We start from the raw sequence: 15,304 nt of genomic DNA on the forward strand, positions 1-15,304 counted from the left end.
CGTCAAGCACAACCGTCACTTTCTATGCCGCAAGAAATCGGTCCTTTTAGCGTCTCTTCCCCCGTTTGGTTGCTTCCTCGTTTCGTTAAAGTAACGGTGTGAAGAAGTATATGGGATCAAATCGTGGCAAAAACTCTTTTACGCAGCGGTAACCTGGATGACTTTCAGGCCGTTGGCGGCGGCGGACAAGCCGTTTTTGAATCAGCGTTACAAATCCGGGAAGCGCTCCGGTTGCGCAAACAACAGGCCATCGTCGACTGTCTGGCTATTCCTCAGGTCAACGACAGCGGTGACCGCGTGGACTGGTATTCCCCCGTTGAAGGGAGCGTAACCAGCTGGAAAGCGGCCGATGAAGATGACCGTTATCGCGCCCTGCGCTATCTGGAAAACACGCTAGCCAGCGTTGAGTCGTTAAGCAAGAAATGCCTCCAGTCGCCCAAAACCGCACAGCAGCTTTTTGGTTCTCTGCTGTCAAAGGCGTTTCAGTTCCCGGGTGAAAACTTCCTCTTCCTGGTGGACGGAAAGCCGGTCATCAGCTTCTGGGGGTTTGTAAACCTGAACGAAAATGCGCGCGACGATGTCCTCGACTGCCTGCGTGAATCGCTGGTCCCTGAGCCTGCCCCCGTTGTGATTGAAGATCCTGAACCCGAGCCTGAGCCAGAACCGGTTGTGGCCTTCGAACACGCCGACGAGCCGCTGATCGCCCCTTCCACGGTGGTGCGTATCACGCCGGAAGATCTGTATGAGCCTGAGCCGGCACAGGCCGTTGCGCAACCAGTCCAGGAACCTGTTCCGGCGAACGTCGTGAAAAAACGTCGCATTCCCCTGTGGACGCTGCCGGTTGCCGTCGCGATCGTTGCCGCCATTGCCGCACCGCTGCTGTGGCCAAAACAGTCGCCTTCCGCTGAGCCCGCCCCGGTGCCCGCCCCTCAGCCCGTAGAGATTGCGCCAAAGCCGATCAAAGCGGTTGAGCCGCTGGCCATGAAATTACCGCTGCATCAGGCAGAGGTCGTGGCCAGCAAAGAAAAAGAAGCAGCTCCGGCCGCTCCTGCGCCACAGCCCGCTCCGGTGGTGATTGTCGCCATCCCGAAAGACGCCATGGTGATGGAAGCGAATCAGGTGAAAGCGGGATCGACGCGTTTCCTGAACGGCACCTGGCGTGCGGTTCTCGACGTGAAAGATCCGGTCACCGGCAAGCCGCCGTCAATGCGCTATCAGATCCAGAACAATAAAGGCTTCGCCCGGGTTGTCCATGGCGACAATGTTGTCTGCCGCGCGGAAGTATTCTCCGGCCTGCACAGCAACGGTGAGCTGATGATTAAAAGTCGCGGTACTGCCCGCTGCACCGACGGCTCCCGCTACCCGATGCCGGAGGTTGCCTGTAAAGCAGGCGCCAGCGATATCGCAGAATGTCGCGCCCGTTATGATGCCAATACCGTCGTTCCCCTGACGTTCAAGAAAGCAGGTGCCTGATCCTATGCTGGTTAATCTTTGCGACTATAAACAAAGCGTCACGCTTATTGCCAACAGCGGCGTGCAGTTCCTTGATTTCGGTCTGACGCCGCAGGACACCGCCAGCAACGGGCGCTTCGTACGTAAAACCGCGAACGGTCCGCTTTTGCGCCTCGATTTCGACCTGGTCAACGGGCGCTATACCCTCCCGGGCACGAACGGCGGGCAGCCTGAAGTGGTCAAACCGGAAACCACCCTTCCGCTGCATCAGTCCCTGGCGGTGCTGGACGGCGTCTGGCTTCCGGTTCCGTTCCTGCGCTTCAACCCGCCGCGAACCTTCGTTGAGGGGCCGGATAACTGGGCCCGCGTTCAGGTGCGCAGGCTGGAAACACCCGACACGGCGGGCAATACGCACCGCGTCACGCTCGCCCTTGACAGCCAGATTGCAGAACACGCCACCTCCGCCCTGTCCCCGGTTGAAAACGATATTCTCAACGGGACCCGATTCGCGCTGGCCTGGCGAGACAACGAAGTTGAAAGTTTCCTCGACCAGACCTGGATTGACGGCTGGCTGCGCGAGGCGTTTACCCAGTATGCCGACGGCGTTGAGAACCGCTCTGAACGCGACCTGCAGCAGGCGATGCGCAGTTTTGAATATCAGGCCCACTGGCTTAACCTGCTGACCATGCTCGGTGAACAGCTCACCGTACCGGAAGTGAAATTTGTCACCCATACGCTCAGCACGCCAGCCATTCCGGTCGACCTGATCCTCGACGTGGGCAATACCCACACCTGCGGCGTCATTATTGAAGACCACGGCGACGCCAACGATGGCCTGCGCCAGACCGCCGAGCTGCAGGTCCGCTCGCTAAGCGAGCCGCAGTTCCTGAATGCGCCCCTGTTCACCAGCCGTCTTGAGTTTTCGGAAGCGCGCTTTGGCAAGCAGCACTTCTCGGTTGAAAGCGGTCGCGAAGATGCCTTTGTCTGGCCGTCAATTGTTCGCGTGGGCGATGAAGCCCGCAAGCTGGCGATGCAGCGTCTGGGGACCGAAGGCAACAGCGGCATCTCCAGCCCGCGTCGCTACCTGTGGAATGAAACGCCGGTCGTGCAGGACTGGCGCTTTAGCCAGATGAACAGCAAAACCCAGCGTGAGCCGCTTGCCACCGCGTTTCCGCTGATGAACCTGATGAACGACGACGGCGAGCCGCTCTTCACGCTGCCGCAGGACGAGCGCCTGCCGGTCTTCTCGCCGCAGTACAGCCGCAGTACGCTGATGACGCACATGCTGTGCGAGCTGCTGGCGCAGGCGCTGGGGCAGATCAACAGCGTCGCCACGCGCCTGCGTCTGGGCTTCCCGGCGTCGCCGCGCCAGCTGCGCACCCTGATCCTGACCCTGCCCTCGGCCATGCCCAAGCAGGAGCGCGAAATTTTCCGTCGCCGCATGTTTGAAGCCATCGCCATCGTCTGGAAAGCGATGGGCTGGCACCCGCAGGATGAGGATTTTGTCACCCGCAAACAGCAGGATAAAAGCGTGGTGCCGGTTCCTGAAATCCAGATGGAGTGGGATGAAGCCAGCTGCGGTCAGCTGGTCTGGCTGTATAACGAAGCAATCTCCCGCTTTGGCGGTCAGACCGAAGCTTTCTTCGCCTCCCTGGCCCGCCCGGACCGTGAGCCTGAGCCGGGTAGCCCGCCGGGCCGCGCGCTGCGCGTCGCGTCCATCGACATCGGCGGCGGCACAACGGATATGGCGATCACCCATTATCAGCTGGATGACGGCTCCGGCAATAACGTCAAAATCACCCCGCAGCTGCTGTTCCGTGAAGGCTTTAAAGTCGCGGGCGACGACACGCTTCTGGACGTGATTCAGCGCTACGTGTTGCCCGCGCTGCAAACGCAGCTGCAGAAATCCGGTATCGCGGACGCTTCGCTGCTGATGGCGTCGCTGTTTGGCGACTCCGGGCGCATCGATACCCAGGCGGTACTCCGTCAGCAAACGGCGCTTCAGCTCTTTATGCCGATTGGCCACGCTATTCTTGCCGCGTGGGAATCGAGCGACGTTGACGATCCGCTGGCCGGTCTGCATGCCTCCTTTGGCGATCTCCTGCCGCAGAAACCGACCCGCAACGTAATGAATTATCTGCAGCAGGCGATCGACCATGCCCTGCCTGCGGGTTCAGACGCGTTTGACCTGTTCGCTGTGCCGCTGCATGTGAACTTCCGCGAAATGCAGGATGCAATGCTGGCCGGGCAGTTTACGCTGGCCTCGCCGCTTCACGCGGTGTGCGAGGCGATATCCCATTACAGCTGCGATATTCTGCTGATCACCGGACGCCCCGGCTGCCTGCCTGGCGTTCAGGCGCTGATTCGTCATCTGCAGCCGGTGCCTGTAAACCGTATCGTCTGGCTGGATAAATACCAGGTGCACGAGTGGTATCCGTTCAGCCAGCAGGGGCGCATTGGCAACCCGAAATCGACGGCCGCCGTGGGGGCCATGCTCTGCAGCCTGGCGCTGGACCTGCGACTGCCGCGCTTCAACTTTAAAGCCGCGGACATTGGCGCGTATTCAACCGTGCGGTATCTCGGCGTGCTGGATAACACCGTTAATACCCTGCGCGAGGAAAACGTCTGGTATCAGGATATCGACCTCGATAAGCCGGGCGCGAAGCTCGACGCGCGTCTGCACTTCCCGCTGCGCGGTAACGTTACCCTCGGCTTCCGCCAGCTGGCGAACGCGCGCTGGCCCGCCACGCCGCTCTACACGCTCAGCATCAACTCGGCTGAACTGGCGAAAGCCATTGCCGGTGACGGCGTGCTGAACGTGCGGCTGAAGCTCTGCGGCGGCAGCAAGCAGGAAGGTCCTGAGGCCTTCGAGCTGAGCGATGCCTGGCTGCAGGACGGCACGCCGGTTGCCCCTGACGCATTAACCTTCAAACTGAATACCCTGGCCGATCGCCGACACAGCGGTAGCCACTACTGGATCGACAGCGGGAGCGTATACCTGAAATGACAGCGACGACGACCACCACTCAGGCCTTAATCGGGTGGATTAATGAGACGCGCCTGAACGCCCCTGTGCTGGATAACGATGCTGACGCCCTGCTTGCTCGCATCAACTCGGCGCAGGCGCGGGAGCAGGCCATTGAACGCGCCATGACGCGCCAGAGCAGCATTGGGCTTTACGGTCATTCGCAGAGCGCGAAAGCCCATCTGCTGTTATCCCTGTGCGGCAGCGGTAATGGACGCCTGAACGTGACGCCGGGCCAGCGCACCTTTGACTATTTTTCGCATATCAATCCGGGACATGCCCTGACCAATATGGCCGTCCGCTTCACCCGGGAAAGCCCGGAGGTGGCGGATGAGGCGTTCCCGCTGCGTCTAAGCCTGGTCACCGAGGCCGAGCTGGTACAGCTGTTTATTGCCCGCTCGACGCTGCATCCGCAGATGCGCGCGGTAGATAAGGCTGTCATTGAGACACGTCTGGAGAAATGGCGCGGGCTGCGCCAGCCGCAGGGCGTGCCCGGTATCACGGCTCAGGAAGTGGGTGCGATAGCCCGCTTCTGGCAAAGCACCGTACCCGCCGCTAAGCAGCAAATTGATGATGCCCTGTGGCATGAGTTCGCCAGGCTGGTGCCTTCTCTCGATCTCAGCACGCGGGCCAGCGTCTGGTCGCTGCTGTGGGGCGAGCAGCAGGAGTTGACCCAGCAGTGGTTAAAACTGGCCCATGTGCTGCACCAGACCAGCCATGCCGGCGAGCTTGCTGCCCCGCTTAGCCTGCTGGTGGACAGCTTTGGCCTGCCGGGTGAAGGATTCCTGACGCACGACGGCACGTTAGATCTTCAGGACGCGCAGGAGACGCTGCTTCATCCGCTGAATAGCGGTGAAATGCTAAACGCCATCAGCATCCCCGTCGACGTGCTGGCCTTCCTGACCCGCGAGCTGGTGCTGCCGGTTGAGAACGGCGCGCTGGATAACGTCGATATTATTGATATTCCGGTTTTTGAAGATAACCGTGCCGACCCGCTACGCCAGGCGAAGTCCCAGTGGCTGCTCGAGCATTACCGTCAACAGCTTCAGCCGGATGTGCTGGTGATTTGCAACGCGACGGCGCAGCACGAACACACGGCAAAAAAAGCAAAAGTGTTGATGAACTGGGTCAGGGAGACGCAGCCTGCTGAAGAATCTGCCCTGCCAGGGCTGGTGTGGGCGATTACCCCTCACGACGCCCGCTTTACCACCCGACAGAATCTCGATGAAGCCGTACAGCATCTGCTTGGAAAGCCGGGTTTACGCTGGGGCACGCTGCAGGCGCTGGACAGCCACAGCATGCAGCGCGTCATTGAGTGGCTCTCTCAGGCCACGCTGCCCGCGCATCGACAGAAGCGTCTCGGCACGCTGAAAGGCTTGCTGCGACAGGAGCTCTCATCGCTGATGCAGAGCTATCTGGCACCGCTGGTTGAAGAGCCGGGGACAAGACGCGCTCAGGCCGAAAACATGGTGCGCACGCTGCAAAGCAGCGCCGCCCGCCACGGCGAACTGCTTGAAGGCCTGCTGCCGCCGCTGAAAGCCTTTGAAACGCTGCTCGCCGTTCAGCAGCCGCGCGAGGAGCAGGTGAACGGGCTGTTTACGGACACTATTGACCTGTTTGCCGAGAATACCCAGGAAAGCAGCGGCCTGTTCCAGACAAAAGACAAAGCGCGTCTGGCGCACAGAGTCTGGATAAATCATCTGCGTCAGTGGAGCCGCAATGAGGCCACGGCCGCGCGCCTTGGGCTGGAGCCTTCGGTATTACAGCAAATCGCGGATGTGCTGGTGGTCACCAGCTACCGGCTTGATCTGCCTCAACAGCTTCAGCGTATCGTCGAAGCGGATAAAAGCAGCGCGGCACAGCTGCATGCCGTGATGGGCAATTTCATTGGCTGGCTGGGTTACGACCAGACGCCTGTGGCAACACGTCCGGCAAGCCGCATCCGCAAGGGGCAGGCCATCTTCGTTACGCCAGTGGTCAGCAGCGCCGAGCCTCGCTTGACGCGACTGGGAGAACAGCCTGTGCATGCGGCCACCGCGTACGTATACGACTGGCTGGTCGCACTCTATAGCCGCGCGATAGAGAACATTGATTACCAGCATCCGCATGATGTTCAGCCCGGTGCTCGCCGGGCTTTACAGGCGTTATTGCGCTGAGATGTCGGCCCGCAGCCATGCGGGCCATTTTCACCGCGCCATACAGCCAACGATCGTCTGCGCCAGCGCAGAAGGGTTTTCCCACGACATTGAATGCCCTGCCGCAGGAATGATTTTCACCTCGACGCCCTTTTGCTTCAGACTTTCCACATCGTCATCCGGCAGAGACAGTTCGCCGAAAATCAACGTTACCGGGCAAGGAAGTGACAGGAACTGCGCTTCCCATTCGGGCTCTACGCCCGCCACCAGGCTCGATGCGCCCCGCCAGACGGCATATGGCGCATTGCTCTGCAGGCACCCGGCCCACGCCGTTTTTTCCGCGCTGAGCATGGCGTCATAGCCCTGCGTCAGAAACTGCTGCTCGGTTTGCGCCGCAATAGACCGGCTGAACATGCCCCCGCCCGCGTGAAAATTAGGCTCTGACACCATCAGGCCCTTCACGCGCGACGCCAGCAGCCCCGCCGTTTCGATAGCAATGCTGCCGCCCATGCTGTGGCCGTATAACCAAAAGGACTCCAGCTCTAGATGGTCAATCAGTTCCGCCACAACGTGGGCCTGGTCGGTGGTTTTATAGCTGTAGCGTTCAGGCTTGTCGCTGTAGCCGCTGCCGGGCAAATCGATGAGAATCGCTCTGCGCGCGCCAAACAGCGGGTCATGAACGACACGGGGATATTCATAGGAAGAGGCGCAGCCCAGCCCGTGAATGAACACCACGGGATCGCCGGTGCCGGGCAGGTCATGCCAGCGCACGGTACAACCGGCCTGCTGCGAGTAAAAACTGTTCATAAGCACTCCTTTTACGATGCACTGTTTATTTATACAGTTACCGTATCTGGAATGCCATATTCATCTTTTAAAAATGGAAGCGTGCTTCAGAAAAGCGAGACCAGCAGCGCAACGGGAAAGCTCATTGGCCAGGTTGACCCCACCAGAAAAGCGCTGAGCAGGCGGATACGTTTGCGGTCTTTAGAGAGGAACCAGGTAATTAATGCGCAGATGGAAGCCATGATTGCGTAGAAAACCAACATCTTTTGATACAACGTCATTCTGTATACCAGAGCCGAAAAAATAACCGCACGCAATATGCGTCATATGTTGATACAGATCAAGTTTTTTCGTTACAGAATAACCACTTAAAGATTATGGATAATAACAATTGAGTATCTTGCGTAACACTCATGGCGGGCACGGGGAACGCCTGGCCGCGCATGCGGCCAGGCGTGGCGGGCTTAGTGTTTGATCATGACATGCCGCACGACCGTATAATCCTCAAGCCCGTAGACCGACATATCTTTGCCGTAGCCGGATAATTTCATGCCGCCGTGCGGCATTTCGCTCACCAGCATAAAATGGGTATTCACCCAGGTGCAGCCGTACTGCAGGCGCGCGCTCAGACGATGGGCGCGGCCCACGTCTTTGGTCCAGACCGATGACGCCAGGCCATACTGCGAATCGTTCGCCCAGGCCAGCACCTGCGCCTCATCATCAAACTCGGTGACGCTCACCACCGGGCCAAACACCTCCCGCTGAACGATGGCGTCGTCCTGCTTCGCCCCCGCCAGCAGGGTTGGCTGGAAGTAGTAGCCTGCCCCCTCTTTTTTGGTCCCACCGGTGACAACGCGGATGTGGCCGAGCGCTTTCGCCTCATCGACCGCCTGACAGACGCGTGAAAGATGGGCGGCCGAGCTGAGCGGTCCCAGTTCGGTAGAGTCATCCTCCGGCGCCCCCATTTTGAGGCTGGCGACCGCTGCGCCCAGCTTTTCCACCAGCGCGGCATAGATGCCCTTCTGGGCATAAATCCGGCACGCCGCCGTACAGTCCTGCCCGGCATTGTAGAAACCAAACGTCCGCACCCCTTCGACAACCGCATCCAGGTCGGCATCATCAAAGACGATAACCGGCGCTTTGCCGCCCAGCTCCATGTGGGTGCGTTTAATGGATGACGCGGTATGGCCGATGATATGTTCCCCGGTAGCAATCGAACCGGTCAGCGAGACCATACGGACTTTTTCATGCCCGGTAAGCGGATCGCCCACCGTTTTCCCCCGGCCAAACAGGACGTTCAGCACACCTGCCGGGAAGATATCTTTTGCCAGCTCTCCCAGCTTCAGCGCGGTCAGCGGCGTGATCTCTGAGGGCTTAATCACCACGCAGTTCCCTGCCGCCAGCGCGGGGGCCAGCTTCCAGGCCGCCATCATCAGCGGATAGTTCCATGGGGCAATAGAGGCAACCACGCCCACCGGATCGCGGCGGATCAGCGACGTGTGGCCGTCAAGGTACTCCCCGGCGGCCAGCCCGTTCAGACAGCGGGCGGCCCCGGCAAAGAAACGGAAAACGTCGACCACCGCCGGAATTTCATCGCCCAGAGCACTGTGCAGCGGCTTCCCGCAGTTGAGGGATTCGAGCCGGGCAAAGTCCTCCCCATGCGCTTCAATCGCATCCGCCAGCTTCAGCAGGCACTCGGCACGGGTTTTCGGCGTGGTTTGCCCCCACTCCGCAAAAGCACGGTCGGCCGCCTGAACCGCCGCGTCGACCTGAGCCGCTGACGCCTCAGCAATCTCCAGCAGGAGTTCTCCAGTGGCCGGGTTATAGACCGGCTGCTTTTCTCCCTCTCCGGTTACCAGTTTTCCCTCTATCAGCAGTTGTGTTTGCATAGCATTTTCCTGTTGAATTCACTGTTATTTCCCGCTGCCGGCGATGTTCTCACCGTCGCGGGTTAGCCACCAGGCTCCCAGAATGGGGATAGTTGTCACCAGCATCACCAGCAGTGCCACGACGTTGGTGACCGGAACGTCGCGCGGACGACCGAGCTGATTGAGCAACCACAGCGGTAACGTGCGCTCGTGTCCCGCCGTAAACGTTGTGACGATTATCTCGTCAAACGACAGGGCAAACGCCAGCATTCCCCCGGCCAGCAGCGCTGAACCCAGATTGGGCAGCACCACATAGCGGAAGGTTTGCCAACCGTCAGCCCCGAGATCCATCGACGCTTCCACCAGGCTCCAGGAGGTGCGTCTGAACCGGGCAATCACGTTGTTAAACACCACCACTACGCAAAAGGTGGCGTGTCCGACCACGATGGTGAAAAACCCAGGCTCAAGGTCGATCGTTTTGAAGGCCGTCAGCAGCGCCAGACCGGTGATGATCCCCGGCAACGCAATCGGCAACAGCAGCAGCAGCGAGATCGCATTCTTGCCAAAAAACTCGCTTCGCCACAGCGCCGCTGCAGCAAGCGTGCCAAGCACGAGGGCAATCGCGGTGGAGAGCGCCGCAATCTGAAGTGACAACGTCACTGATTCAATAATATCGCCGCGCCCCGCCGCCACGCTAAACCACTTCAGCGTCAGCCCCTGCGGCGGAAAGCTGAAGGCCGCCTCTTCGGTATTGAAGGCATAGGTCGCGATAATCAGCAGCGGGAAGTGCAGGAAGATGACGCCTCCCCAGGCTGCCACTTTCAGGAACAGCGGTGCGCGTTCAGAGTGCATCGAATGCTCCCAGACGTTTCACGAACGCCAGATAGAGTGAAATCAGCACGATGGGCACCAGCGTGAACGCGGCGGCCATGGGCATATTGCCAATTGCGCCCTGCTGCGAGTAGACCATGTTACCGATGAAGTAGCCCGGCGGCCCCACCAGCTGCGGAACGATGAAATCCCCCAGCGTCAGGGAAAAGGTGAATATTGAGCCCGCGGCAATACCAGGGATCGCCAGCGGCAGAACGACGTAGCGAAAGGTCTGGCGCGGACGCGCGCCAAGGTCGGCTGAGGCCTGCAGTAGCGAGGCAGGCAGGCGTTCCAGCGCCGCCTGGACGGGCAGGATCATAAACGGCAGCCAGATATAGACGAAGACCAGAAACCGTCCCAGCCCGGAGGTAGACAAGGTGTTGCCGCCAATCGCCGGGAGCGTAAGGAGGGAGGTCAGGATCGGCTCCAGCCCCATATGGTTGAGAAACCACTGCGCCACCCCATCCTTCGCCAGCAGCAGCGTCCAGGCGTAGGCTTTGACGATGTAGCTCGCCCACATTGGCAGCATCACAGCGATATAGAAAAACGCTTTCCACTTGCCGCGGGTGTATCGCGCCATGTACCAGGCCATCGGGAAGGCCAGGATGGCGCTGGCAATCGTCACCGCAATCGCCATGGTTAACGTGCGCAGGATAATGTCGTAGTTTGCCGGGTTGAAAAGCGCCTGAATGTTCGCCAGGGTCAGATCCGGCGTGACGGCCATGGTGAAATCGTCAAAGGTGTAAAATCCTTGCCACAGCAGGGTCAGAAGCGATCCTAAATAGACGATGCCAAACCACATGAGCGGCGCGAGCAGAAGCAGGAACAGGCCGAGCGACGGTTTACGCCAGAACAGCGCCGTCATGCGGCTTAAGCGGCCGTGCGAGGCGGGAGGATGCGCGACACTCATAGACATTTCACCTCTCCTCGTGCAGGCGAATCATCGCCTCGCGTGACCACGACGCCATCACCGCCTGCCCCGGCGCAATGCCGCTCAGCGACGAGGTTTCACTGAGATTGGCCTGGCTCACCAGCAGTTTGGCGCCATCGGCAAGTTTCAGCTCCAGCCGCGTGGCCGCCCCCTGATACTGAACGGCCTGCACGATGCCCTGAACCTGAACGTCTCCGCCCTCATTAAGGCGAATATGTTCCGGGCGCAGGGAATAGCTGCCTTCCATGCCGCATATTTTCTGCGCAAGGCCAGCATCAAAGACGTTGGACGTGCCGACAAAACCGGCGACAAACGGCGTGCGCGGACGCATGTAGAGATCGCGCGGAGTATCCACCTGCTCGATGCGCCCGTTATTGAACACCGCCACCCGGTCTGACATGGACAGGGCCTCGCCCTGATCGTGGGTGACAAAAATAAAGGTGATGCCGAGTTCCTGCTGAAGCTTCTTTAGCTCGAACTGCATCTGTTCACGCAGTTTGAGATCGAGCGCACCTAAGGGTTCATCCAGCAGCAGGACGCGCGGCTCATTGACCAGCGCCCGGGCGATGGCGACACGCTGCCGCTGGCCGCCGGAAAGTTGTGAAGGTTTGCGGGCTATGGCAAAGCTCAGGCCCACTTTTTCCAGGGCATCACGGGCCTGCGCATGACGTTTTTTCTTGTCGATGCCTTTGACCATCAGCCCGTAGGCAACATTGTCGAGGATCGACATATGCGGGAACAGCGCGTAGTCCTGAAAGACGGTATTCACATCCCGCTCCCAGGGAGGCAGTTCGCTCGCCTCTTTGCCGAAGATAGAAATTGTGCCACCTGACAGCTGTTCAAAACCTGCGATCAGACGCAGGCAGGTGGTTTTGCCGGAGCCCGAAGGCCCCAGCATGGAGAAAAATTCTCCGTCACGAATAGCAATGGTGACCCCATCCACCGCCCGTACGTCGCCGTACAGACGGGAAACATTGTTAAACTCTACCGCGTACGTCATGTTCTGCTCCCGGGCAATTAACGACCGCCCATGATGGCGATGTAATCCTGCGTCCAGCGGCTGTAAGGGACAAATTTGCCGCCTTCGGCGATGGGGGTTTTCCAGAACATGATTTTGTCGAACTCGTTATAACCGTTTGTTTCGCAGCCTTTATCACCCAGCAGCGTGCTGGCCTTACACCCTTCAGCAACCACGGGCAGGGAGCCAAACCAGGCCGCCAGATCGCCCTGCACTTTCGGCGTCAGCGACCAGTTCATCCATTTATAGGCGCACATCGGGTGTTTTGCCTGCGCGTGCAGCATTGTGGTGTCCGCCCAGCCTGTCACCCCCTCTTTCGGGAAGACGGTGGCAATGGGCTGGTTCTCGGCCTTCAGGGCATTCGCCTGATACGGCCAGGCGCTGGAGGCCACGACGCCTTCATTTTTGAAATCGCTCATCTGAACGGTGGTGTCATGCCAGTAGCGGTGGATCAGCGCGTGCTGGTCGCGCAGCACTTTCAGCACGGCGGCATACTGTGCTTCGGTAAGCTGGTAAGGGTCATTGATACCCAGCTGCGGCTGGGTAGCTTTGACGAAGAGCGCCGCATCGGCGATATAAATCGGGCCGTCATAGGCCTGAACGCGTCCCTGATTGGTTTTACCGTCCGGCAGATCCTGTTTGGTAAAGACCACGCTCCAGCTGTCCGGCGGCGTCGGGAAGGTTTTGGTGTTGTACATCAGCAGGTTTGGCCCCCACTGATACGGCGTGCCGTAGACTTTCCCGCCGACGTTAAACCATTCCCCTTTCACAATCCGCGCGTCGAGGGTTTTCCAGTTGGGGATGAGGTCGGGGTTAATGGGCTGAACGCGTTTCCCCATGATCAGGCGCAGGGAGGCGTCACCCGAGGCGGTGACCAGGTCATATCCCCCTTTCGCCATCAGGCTGACCATTTCATCCGACGTGGCCGCCGTCTTGACGTTGACCGCACACCCGGTCTCTTTTTCAAACTGGGTGACCCAGTCGTAGTTTTTATCCGTCTGTCCGCGTTCGATGTATCCCGGCCAGGCGATAATATCCAGTCGACCTTCCCCGTCGCCGATGGCCTTTGGTGGTTCTGCGGCTTGCGCTGTCATGATAGTCATGCCGAGCGCGCACAGGCTGCTGCGGGCAAATTTTTTGCTCATAAGGGTTACTCCTGTCGCAATGAAATTTAGCGGCAGCCGTGCCGTAAAAATATCTCCCTTATTAAACGTAGACCGCGCAAATGCGCCGCACCGTACGGCTTCAGGAAATTTCATCAAGGTGTGACCGAGGGCGCATTCCCCGTTAACTGGATTATAGACAAGGAGTTAGCCGCGAGAGACGGTATGCAGATTTCCTATGACAGGGCACCGCGAAATATTCGCAGCGCCGTCATCAGGATAAGAATTGATTATTTAAATAACGGAGAAAAGTTTATTCCAGCATCGTGCTAATTAATTTTCCTAATTGAATGACCGCCTGCTCTTCTCGCTCTCCCCAGGCCCAGGAGGTATTAAACCGGAAGAACGGTGTCCACGCGTCGGAGGTGGAAAACATCTTTCCGGGCGCAATGCTGATGTGGTGCGTTAAGGCTTTTTCGCTGAGCAGCCCCGCATCCAGCTGCGCCGGAAGCTCCAGCCATAAAAAGTAGCCGCTGTCGTTATGGTGGATTTTGACGCCGGCAGGCATATGGCGCAAAAGGGACTGCCAGGCCTGCTGTTTTCGCTCGGCGAGCGTACGCCGCAGCCGGCGCAGATGGGCGTCGTAGCGTTTCGTCGCCAGGTAATCCACCAGCGCCAGCTGCACGGGTGAGCTGGTGGAGAGCGTGCTCATCAGCTGTAGCTGCTGAATGCGTCTCGCGTGTTTTCCTGCCGCAACCCAGCCGATGCGAAAACCGGCTACCAGACATTTTGAAAAGGACGAGCAGTGAAGCGTCATGTCCTGGCGATCCCATGCTTTCGCCGGGAGCGGCTTTTCGCGGCCAAAATAGAGCTCGCTGTAGACATCGTCTTCAATCAGGGGGACGTTGTGTTGCGTTAACAGCGCGACAAGCTGCGCTTTTTTCTCCGCGCTCAGCGTGAAGCCAAGCGGGTTTTGACTGTTGGTCATGATCCAGCAGGCCTTAACCGGGTACTCCTTCAGCGCCTGTTCAAGGGCATTCAGGTCAATCCCCTCGCGGACATCCGTCGCAATCGACAACGCTTTGAGCTTCAGGCGTTCCAGCGCCTGCAGCGCGCCGTAAAAACACGGGTTTTCGACTATCACCCAGTCGCCCGGCTCGGTTACCGCCTGCAGGCTGAGATTGAGCGCTTCAAGCGCGCCTGCGGTGATCACGATCTCTTCCGGGGAGATATTCATCCCCTGCTGCGCGTAGCGACGGGCAATGGCGTGGCGGAGATCGACGTTACCTGGGGGCAGGTTCTCAATCACGCTCATCGCCGTCGCGGTTTTGCTGACGTTCGCCAGCGAGCGGTTGAGCTGCTGCAGCGGGAAAAGCCGGGGATCGGGAAACGCGGAGGCAAAAGGAACAACGGACGGGTCGCGGCTGGCCTGTAAGACGTCGAAGATGTAGGTATTAATATCCACCACTTCGTCACGCATCACCTGGGCAGGTGGAGCAGGCTGATGTGCGGTCGGGCGCGAGGCAACGTAATAGCCCGACTGCGGTCTGGCGACAATGCGCCCCTGACTTTCCAGCATCTGATACGCGTGGCCAACGGTCATAAAACTCATGCCGCTGCTCGCCACCTGCTCTCGCAGCGAAGGCAGCTTATCGCCCGGCAGCCATACGCCAAGCTCAATCTGCGAGATAATTTGTTGCGCCAGACTCTGGTATTTTTTCATCAAATTCTCCTTGTGACCGACAGTGTATATCAGCAGGAGAAAAAGAGAAGATTTAGCTAACTGTTATGGTTCGTGAAACGAATTACTTACGGTACTCGGTAATGTGGCTTTGCGCCTGGCGCGCGGCGGCCAGGTGATCGAGCGTAATCATCGACGATTTGCAAAAGATGCATTTCGCGCCGAGTGGGTTTTTCTCGGACATATCAAAGACTGAGGTACGGTACTGCGAGCCATGACAGCATGGGCAGCGGAAATGAATATAAGAAGTCATAGGATTCTCCTGTGAACGTAAAAACGTAAATTACTAATGGGCCGATTGGGCAATAATGGTTTTAAACAAAACGAATCGGAAAGTAGATAAAGACCCAAGAGAGGCTGCGGAGAGGCACAACG

The 15,304-nt window shown here is 58.9% G+C and carries 12 protein-coding genes; 3 read left to right on the top strand and 9 right to left on the bottom strand.

Translation table 11 applies throughout. The features are described from left to right. Positions 1-123: 123 nt before the first annotated feature. Genes ACOTZC_RS05460 through ACOTZC_RS05470 form a run of 3 tightly spaced genes read left to right on the top strand, consistent with a single transcriptional unit; the run spans position 124 to position 6,633 of the window. Positions 124-1,473: an SrfA family protein gene (locus tag ACOTZC_RS05460; protein ID WP_163353876.1), complete on the top strand. Its 1,350-nt coding sequence runs from the start codon at positions 124-126 to the stop codon at positions 1,471-1,473. A 4-nt stretch (positions 1,474-1,477) separates the two neighbouring features. Then, entirely contained in the window at positions 1,478-4,459 is a 2,982-nt protein-coding gene (locus tag ACOTZC_RS05465; protein ID WP_421635643.1) for a virulence factor SrfB, read from the top strand. Beyond that, positions 4,456-6,633 carry a virulence factor SrfC family protein gene (locus tag ACOTZC_RS05470; protein WP_248162410.1) on the top strand — a complete coding sequence of 726 codons (2,178 nt, stop codon included), beginning with the start codon at positions 4,456-4,458 and terminating at the stop codon, positions 6,631-6,633. Before ACOTZC_RS05465 ends, ACOTZC_RS05470 begins: the two co-directional genes overlap by 4 nt. A 30-nt stretch (positions 6,634-6,663) precedes the next feature. On the opposite strand, the gene ACOTZC_RS05475 is transcribed toward ACOTZC_RS05470, so the two are convergent. From ACOTZC_RS05475 to ACOTZC_RS05515, 9 genes are all read right to left on the bottom strand, one after another. Continuing rightward, positions 6,664-7,419, bottom strand: coding sequence for an alpha/beta fold hydrolase (locus ACOTZC_RS05475; RefSeq protein WP_047174494.1), 756 nt, complete (start codon positions 7,417-7,419; stop codon positions 6,664-6,666). An 86-nt stretch (positions 7,420-7,505) separates the two neighbouring features. Beyond that, on the bottom strand, positions 7,506-7,679 hold the full coding sequence (locus ACOTZC_RS05480) for a GhoT/OrtT family toxin (RefSeq protein WP_013096478.1): 174 nt from the start codon (positions 7,677-7,679) through the stop codon (positions 7,506-7,508). A 183-nt stretch (positions 7,680-7,862) separates the two neighbouring features. After that, entirely contained in the window at positions 7,863-9,287 is a 1,425-nt protein-coding gene (patD, locus tag ACOTZC_RS05485; protein ID WP_163353877.1) for an aminobutyraldehyde dehydrogenase, read from the bottom strand. Positions 9,288-9,311: 24 nt separating this feature from the next. After that, a complete protein-coding gene (locus ACOTZC_RS05490) occupies positions 9,312-10,118 on the bottom strand; it encodes an ABC transporter permease (protein WP_023311993.1) in 807 nt (268 codons plus the stop codon). Then, positions 10,108-11,052, bottom strand: coding sequence for an ABC transporter permease (locus tag ACOTZC_RS05495; RefSeq protein WP_023311994.1), 945 nt, complete (start codon positions 11,050-11,052; stop codon positions 10,108-10,110). The genes ACOTZC_RS05490 and ACOTZC_RS05495 overlap by 11 nt, the downstream gene beginning before the upstream one ends. Position 11,053: 1 nt before the next feature. Next, on the bottom strand, positions 11,054-12,067 hold the full coding sequence (locus ACOTZC_RS05500) for an ABC transporter ATP-binding protein (RefSeq protein WP_045354186.1): 1,014 nt from the start codon (positions 12,065-12,067) through the stop codon (positions 11,054-11,056). A gap of 17 nt (positions 12,068-12,084) precedes the next feature. Continuing rightward, complete coding sequence (gene ydcS, locus ACOTZC_RS05505; RefSeq protein WP_045400070.1) at positions 12,085-13,230, bottom strand: putative ABC transporter substrate-binding protein YdcS; 1,146 nt, start codon at positions 13,228-13,230, stop codon at positions 12,085-12,087. A gap of 271 nt (positions 13,231-13,501) precedes the next feature. After that, positions 13,502-14,911 (bottom strand): PLP-dependent aminotransferase family protein, encoded by a 1,410-nt coding sequence (locus ACOTZC_RS05510; RefSeq protein WP_023311997.1) that lies wholly within the window; start codon positions 14,909-14,911, stop codon positions 13,502-13,504. Positions 14,912-14,993: 82 nt separating this feature from the next. After that, positions 14,994-15,182 carry a hypothetical protein gene (locus ACOTZC_RS05515; RefSeq protein ID WP_023311998.1) on the bottom strand — a complete coding sequence of 63 codons (189 nt, stop codon included), beginning with the start codon at positions 15,180-15,182 and terminating at the stop codon, positions 14,994-14,996. Between the last annotated feature and the right edge of the window lie 122 nt (positions 15,183-15,304).

It is taken from the genome of Enterobacter cloacae complex sp. SHL009 (genome assembly GCF_049237205.1).
GTDB lineage: Bacteria > Pseudomonadota > Gammaproteobacteria > Enterobacterales > Enterobacteriaceae > Enterobacter > Enterobacter cloacae_M.